The 4,399-nt window shown below is 69.4% G+C and carries 4 protein-coding genes and 1 pseudogene; 4 read left to right on the forward strand and 1 reads right to left on the reverse strand.

Translation table 11 applies throughout. The features are described 5' to 3' along the window. Positions 1-47 precede the first annotated feature (47 nt). On the reverse strand, positions 48-716 hold the full coding sequence (locus EES42_RS43320) for a hypothetical protein (RefSeq protein ID WP_124723689.1): 669 nt from the start codon (positions 714-716) through the stop codon (positions 48-50). Between the two features lie 102 nt (positions 717-818). Here EES42_RS43320 and EES42_RS43325 point away from each other — a divergent pair, with 102 nt between their 5' ends. The 4 genes and pseudogenes from EES42_RS43325 to EES42_RS43345 all read left to right on the forward strand — a co-directional run bounded on the left by EES42_RS43325 (position 819) and on the right by EES42_RS43345 (position 4,173). Beyond that, positions 819-1,460, forward strand: a complete 642-nt coding sequence (locus EES42_RS43325) for a TetR/AcrR family transcriptional regulator (RefSeq protein ID WP_124723690.1) — start codon at positions 819-821, stop codon at positions 1,458-1,460. Between the two features lie 243 nt (positions 1,461-1,703). Next, positions 1,704-2,120: pseudogene (locus tag EES42_RS43335) on the forward strand (relaxase domain-containing protein); the annotation flags it as partial. A 347-nt stretch (positions 2,121-2,467) separates the two neighbouring features. After that, positions 2,468-3,031, forward strand: a complete 564-nt coding sequence (locus EES42_RS43340; protein ID WP_124723691.1) for an RNA polymerase sigma factor — start codon at positions 2,468-2,470, stop codon at positions 3,029-3,031. Further along, positions 3,028-4,173 (forward strand): CU044_5270 family protein, encoded by a 1,146-nt coding sequence (locus EES42_RS43345; RefSeq protein ID WP_124723692.1) that lies wholly within the window; start codon positions 3,028-3,030, stop codon positions 4,171-4,173. Before EES42_RS43340 ends, EES42_RS43345 begins: the two co-directional genes overlap by 4 nt. Positions 4,174-4,399 lie beyond the last annotated feature (226 nt).

Here is a 4,399-nt window from a genome sequence, read left to right on the forward strand (position 1 = left end):
GGGATCCCCTGATCGCCAGGGGATCCCCGCCTGCGTGCGGAAGGAGCTCACGCCTGGGCGTGCGCGCCTTCCAGCCAGTTGGTGAACTCGCAGGCGAAGTGCCACTGATGTCCGACGAAGACGTGCTCAGGGGCGTTGGCCGGGAACTGGATGGTCAGACGGATGCGCAGGCCGTCGGGGCCGTCGCCGAACTCATGCATGACGCGGGCGATCTCCGTGCCGTCACCGAGGCGTCCGGTGCCGCCGATGCGTACGGGGTACTCCTCGTGACCCTCGTCCGCGATTTCGACGCCGTCGTGGAAGGTGAGGAAGAACCGGAGGGGGCCGGATCCTATGGTCTCGATGATCTCGACCACTCCGCCGCTGGAGTCGGCGAGGTAGTGCTCGGGGTTGGCGGAGAGCAGCGCGGACCGGTCACCGCCCGCGAGTCGGCCCTGCCACCAGGTGAGGAACCGGTCCGCGTCGATCCCGGCGACTGTCATTTCGGTGACGGCCGACCGCCAGGCTCCTCCGGACCCGTTCGGAAGCTGTGCCATCGCCGCGTCTGACGCGGCGAGATCGGGGGCGAGGAGTTCCCGCATCCGCTCGTCGCCGATCCGCTGCTTCAGCAGGGTGAGCGCTGCCCGTGAACGGTCCAGCTCCCACTGCCGAACGGCATCGTCCCCGTACTCGACACCGTCGATGACAGTGCGGATATTCAGCGCGTCAGTGTTCATGGCGAAGCCCCTTTCGAGTGAAGCGGAGAGCTTTTCTCCGCCTACGGCACGCTAGCATAGACGGAGAGAAATTCTCCGCTTCATTGATGGAAGGTGGATCTCATGCGGGCGGACGCCGAACGCAGCAGACGACGGATCCTGGATGCCGCCCGCGATGTGTTCCTGGAGCGGGGCCTGGACGCCCCGCTGGACCTGATCGTGCGCCGAGCGGGTGTGGGGCCGGCCACGCTCTACCGTCGCTACGCCGACCGCGAGGCACTCGTGCGTGATCTCACCGGTGACCTGCTCTCACGCCTTGAGGCCGCGGCCCACCAGGCGGCGCGGGAGGAGGGTGACGCGTACGCCGCGGTGCGGCGCTTCGTCCACGCGGCAGCCGGCCTCCGGATGGGCGCGGTAATCCCGGTGCTGCTCGAACGGCTCGTTGTCGACCAGGAGTTGATCGAAAGCCGGACCCGCACATCAGGGGCGCTCGACGACCTGATCCGCGCGGCGCACGAATCCGGCAGGCTGCGCCCCGAGGTGGGGGCGGGGGATCTGATCCTCCTGTCGATCCGGCTGTCCCGCCCCCTGCCCGGTGGTCTCTCCCGCCTCGACACGGACGGCACTCTGCTGCACCGCCATCTCGACCTTGCCCTCGACGGCCTGACCACGCAGGCCGCACCGGCTCCCGCCCCTGCCCCGGGCGAACCGCTCACCTTCGCCGACCTCGTCGCCGCCGCTGACCGCCCGAACACGACCGACTGAGCCCGCTGGCACAGCCCGGAGCACGTGTGCCTCCCCCACCAGGCGACCCCGTTCGTTGCGGTGCACCGGGACAGCGCCGAGTCCGCCGACGGACGGGCACGGCGGTCGCCGATGCCGTGTACGCGCAGCGGATCGGCAATCCGCTCGATGGTGTGGCGGGGGTCGAGCGAGGCGTAGGGGTTTTGGAAGACCGGCTGGACGGCACTTCGGAAGGGCAGCAGGTCGCGGCCCTGGAGGCGGGTGATGTCCGAGCCGTCGAAGCGGGCCTCGCCTGTAGCAGGCTCCTCCAGGCGCAGCGCGATGCGGGCGGTGGTGGCCTTGCCGGATCCGGACTCGCATGCGATGGCCACGGTGTGTCCCGGCCTGAACACTGAGGAGCGGTCGCCCTGGCTGGCCATGGACCTGGTGTTCCGGGCGCCGTCGACGGCACACATCGCGTGGGCGCTGGGGGATGACGAGCACCGCATGGTGCTGGAGCTATGCCAAGACATCGCCCGGGACAAAGCACTGGGGTGGCTGGAGGAGTCGGTCGCACAGATCCGGTGGGGGAGCGGTGGCAAGCACCGCGAGCCGGTCCGGGATGGTCTGATCGTCGCGGTGTTCCGGCACTACGAGTCGAGAGCTGTCGAGTCGAGGCCGCTCCTCCACGATCACGCGGTGTCGACTACCGAAGACCCACACCTTCGAGGGTGGGGAGACGTCTGGCCGCCGTTGGGGAACTTCTACGTTTCACCCCTGACCTGTGGTGATGCCTCAGAAGAGGCTCCTGACGCCCGTGTTGCGCCTCGCGTTGCAGGCCCGCGCCCACATCCGTGCAGAGCAGCCGGCCGCCGACAGCACGAAGCCCCGGGCGATGACGCCCGGGGCCTGCGCAGCGGTCTTGCGGACACTGATGTGACGTACGCCTCGTCTCTCGGGTGTGTTTTCCGACATGGCGCTGTAACGATCAGCCCGTTCGGCCCACTACCTAACGACAGATCACACCAGGAGGGACAGGAGGTGCGGCAGTGCCCGACTACGACGCGGATCGTTTCACCGCTATCTATGACGGCTGTCGGCAACGCGTGTGGGCCTATGTGGTCAGCCGTGCGGGACGGCAGGTCGCCGACGAGGTGGTGAACGAGACGTTCACAGTGGCCTGGCGCAAGCTGGACGACGTCCCCGAGTCGCCGCTGCCATGGCTGCTCGGGGTCGCCCGCAACATCCTGCGGGACAACATCCGGGCGGAGGCCAGGCGCGCATCGTTCGCCGCCGAACTGCGCTCCTGGGGGGAACCCGCCGAGGCGGACATTGCCGAGGAGGTATCCGAGCGCAACGCGCTGCTCAAGGCGCTGGCCACGCTGCCGGAGGACGATCGGGAACTGCTGATTCTCTCCGGGTGGCAGGGCCTGACCCCGGCGCAGGCGGCCGTGGTGGTCGGCTGCTCGCCCATCACCCTGCGGGTCCGTCTGCACCGGGCGCGCAAACGTCTCACCCAGGCCGCGTCGGCCTCCCCACCCACGGAGGAGGCCGCAGCCGCGCGGCGCGTGTCCACCCGAGTCCGGATCGCCGTAGGAAAGGAAGCCCGGTGAAGAACGACATCCTGCACCGTCTGACAGCCGCCCGCCCCGCCCACCTCGACCCCGACCGTCCCACGCCGTCGGCGGTCCGGGAAGAGGAGCGCGCAACGTTCACGAGCCGTCCGCGCGCGATGCGCACGGCTCGCGCCACTGCCCGGCCGCGGAGGGTGGGCCGCTCTCTCGTCCCGGGTCTCGCCCTGGCCGCCGCGGCGGCGGTGGCGGCTCTGGTGATCACCGACACCATGCCGCAGAAGCCAGGATCCGCCCCCTCCGCGACATCGGGCTCCGGCAGCCAGATCCTTCTCGCTGCCGCCTCCCACGTCGAGCAGCAACCAGCCGGTTCCTCCACGTACTGGTACGTGGAGGAACACATCGGTTCCCTCCACAAGGTCCCGGGCAAGCACTACACCGTCGCCGCCCGCACCGAGCACCGGTACTGGACGGCCGCCGCCGAGAACAAGCAGTGGTCGCAGTCCCTGGACCTGGGGGCACGTCCGGCCACGAAGGCCGACGAGGCGGCGTGGAAGGCGGACGGTTCCCCCACATCGTGGAACCTGGAGGGGGAGACCCTCACCTATGCCGGCAAGGGCGAGATCCAGCACGACGCCCCCGGCGGAACCGGGGACATCGTCCCGATGGGCGACATCCCGCTCCGCGTCCTGGCCACGCTCCCCACCGATGAACAGGCCCTCCGCAAGTGCCTGTTCACCCTGGTCGACAAGGACTACAACGCCCCCAAGAAAATCCTCGACGGGATCGTCGTCGACACAGCCGTCCGACTCGCCACGACCCTCCCGTCCACCCCGGCCCTGCGCGCCGCCGCCTACCGCCTCCTCGCCGCCGAACCCGGCGTGCGCTCCCTCGGCGACGTCAAGGACCACACCGGCCGTACCGGCTACGCCGTCGCGCTCCCCAGCCCCCACGGGCCCGTCGAAATCCGCCTGATCTTCGACAAGTCCACGGGCATGCCGCTCGGCACCGAGACGGTGGCCACCCGGAGCGGTGACGGTGTGAGCAAGGGCGATCTGCAGGACTACACGACGATCACCTCGATGAAGTGGACCGAGGACGCACCGCCGTTCGATACCGACACCAAGGACCCGGGCCCGATTTCCGCTCCGGGTGAGGAGCCGGATGCCGAGCCGGCCCGCTGAGGCAGTTCTCGCCGTCGGAGGGGTGCGACCATTTTCACGCGCTGGTAGTGGCCGAGGTAGCCCTTGGTCCGGAGTTCCTCGTGCAGGGTCTTCGCGCTGTGCTGTCCCTCGTCCCAGCGTTGTTGCAGGTAGTCGAGGTAGGGGTCCAGGGGGGAGGGCGTTGTCACGTTGTCGGGGGCGTGATCGTCTGAGGGTGTGCGGGGGCCGGGGCGGCCTGTTGTTCAGG

Source organism: Streptomyces sp. ADI95-17 (assembly GCF_003846175.1).
GTDB classification, from domain to species: domain Bacteria; phylum Actinomycetota; class Actinomycetes; order Streptomycetales; family Streptomycetaceae; genus Streptomyces; species Streptomyces sanglieri.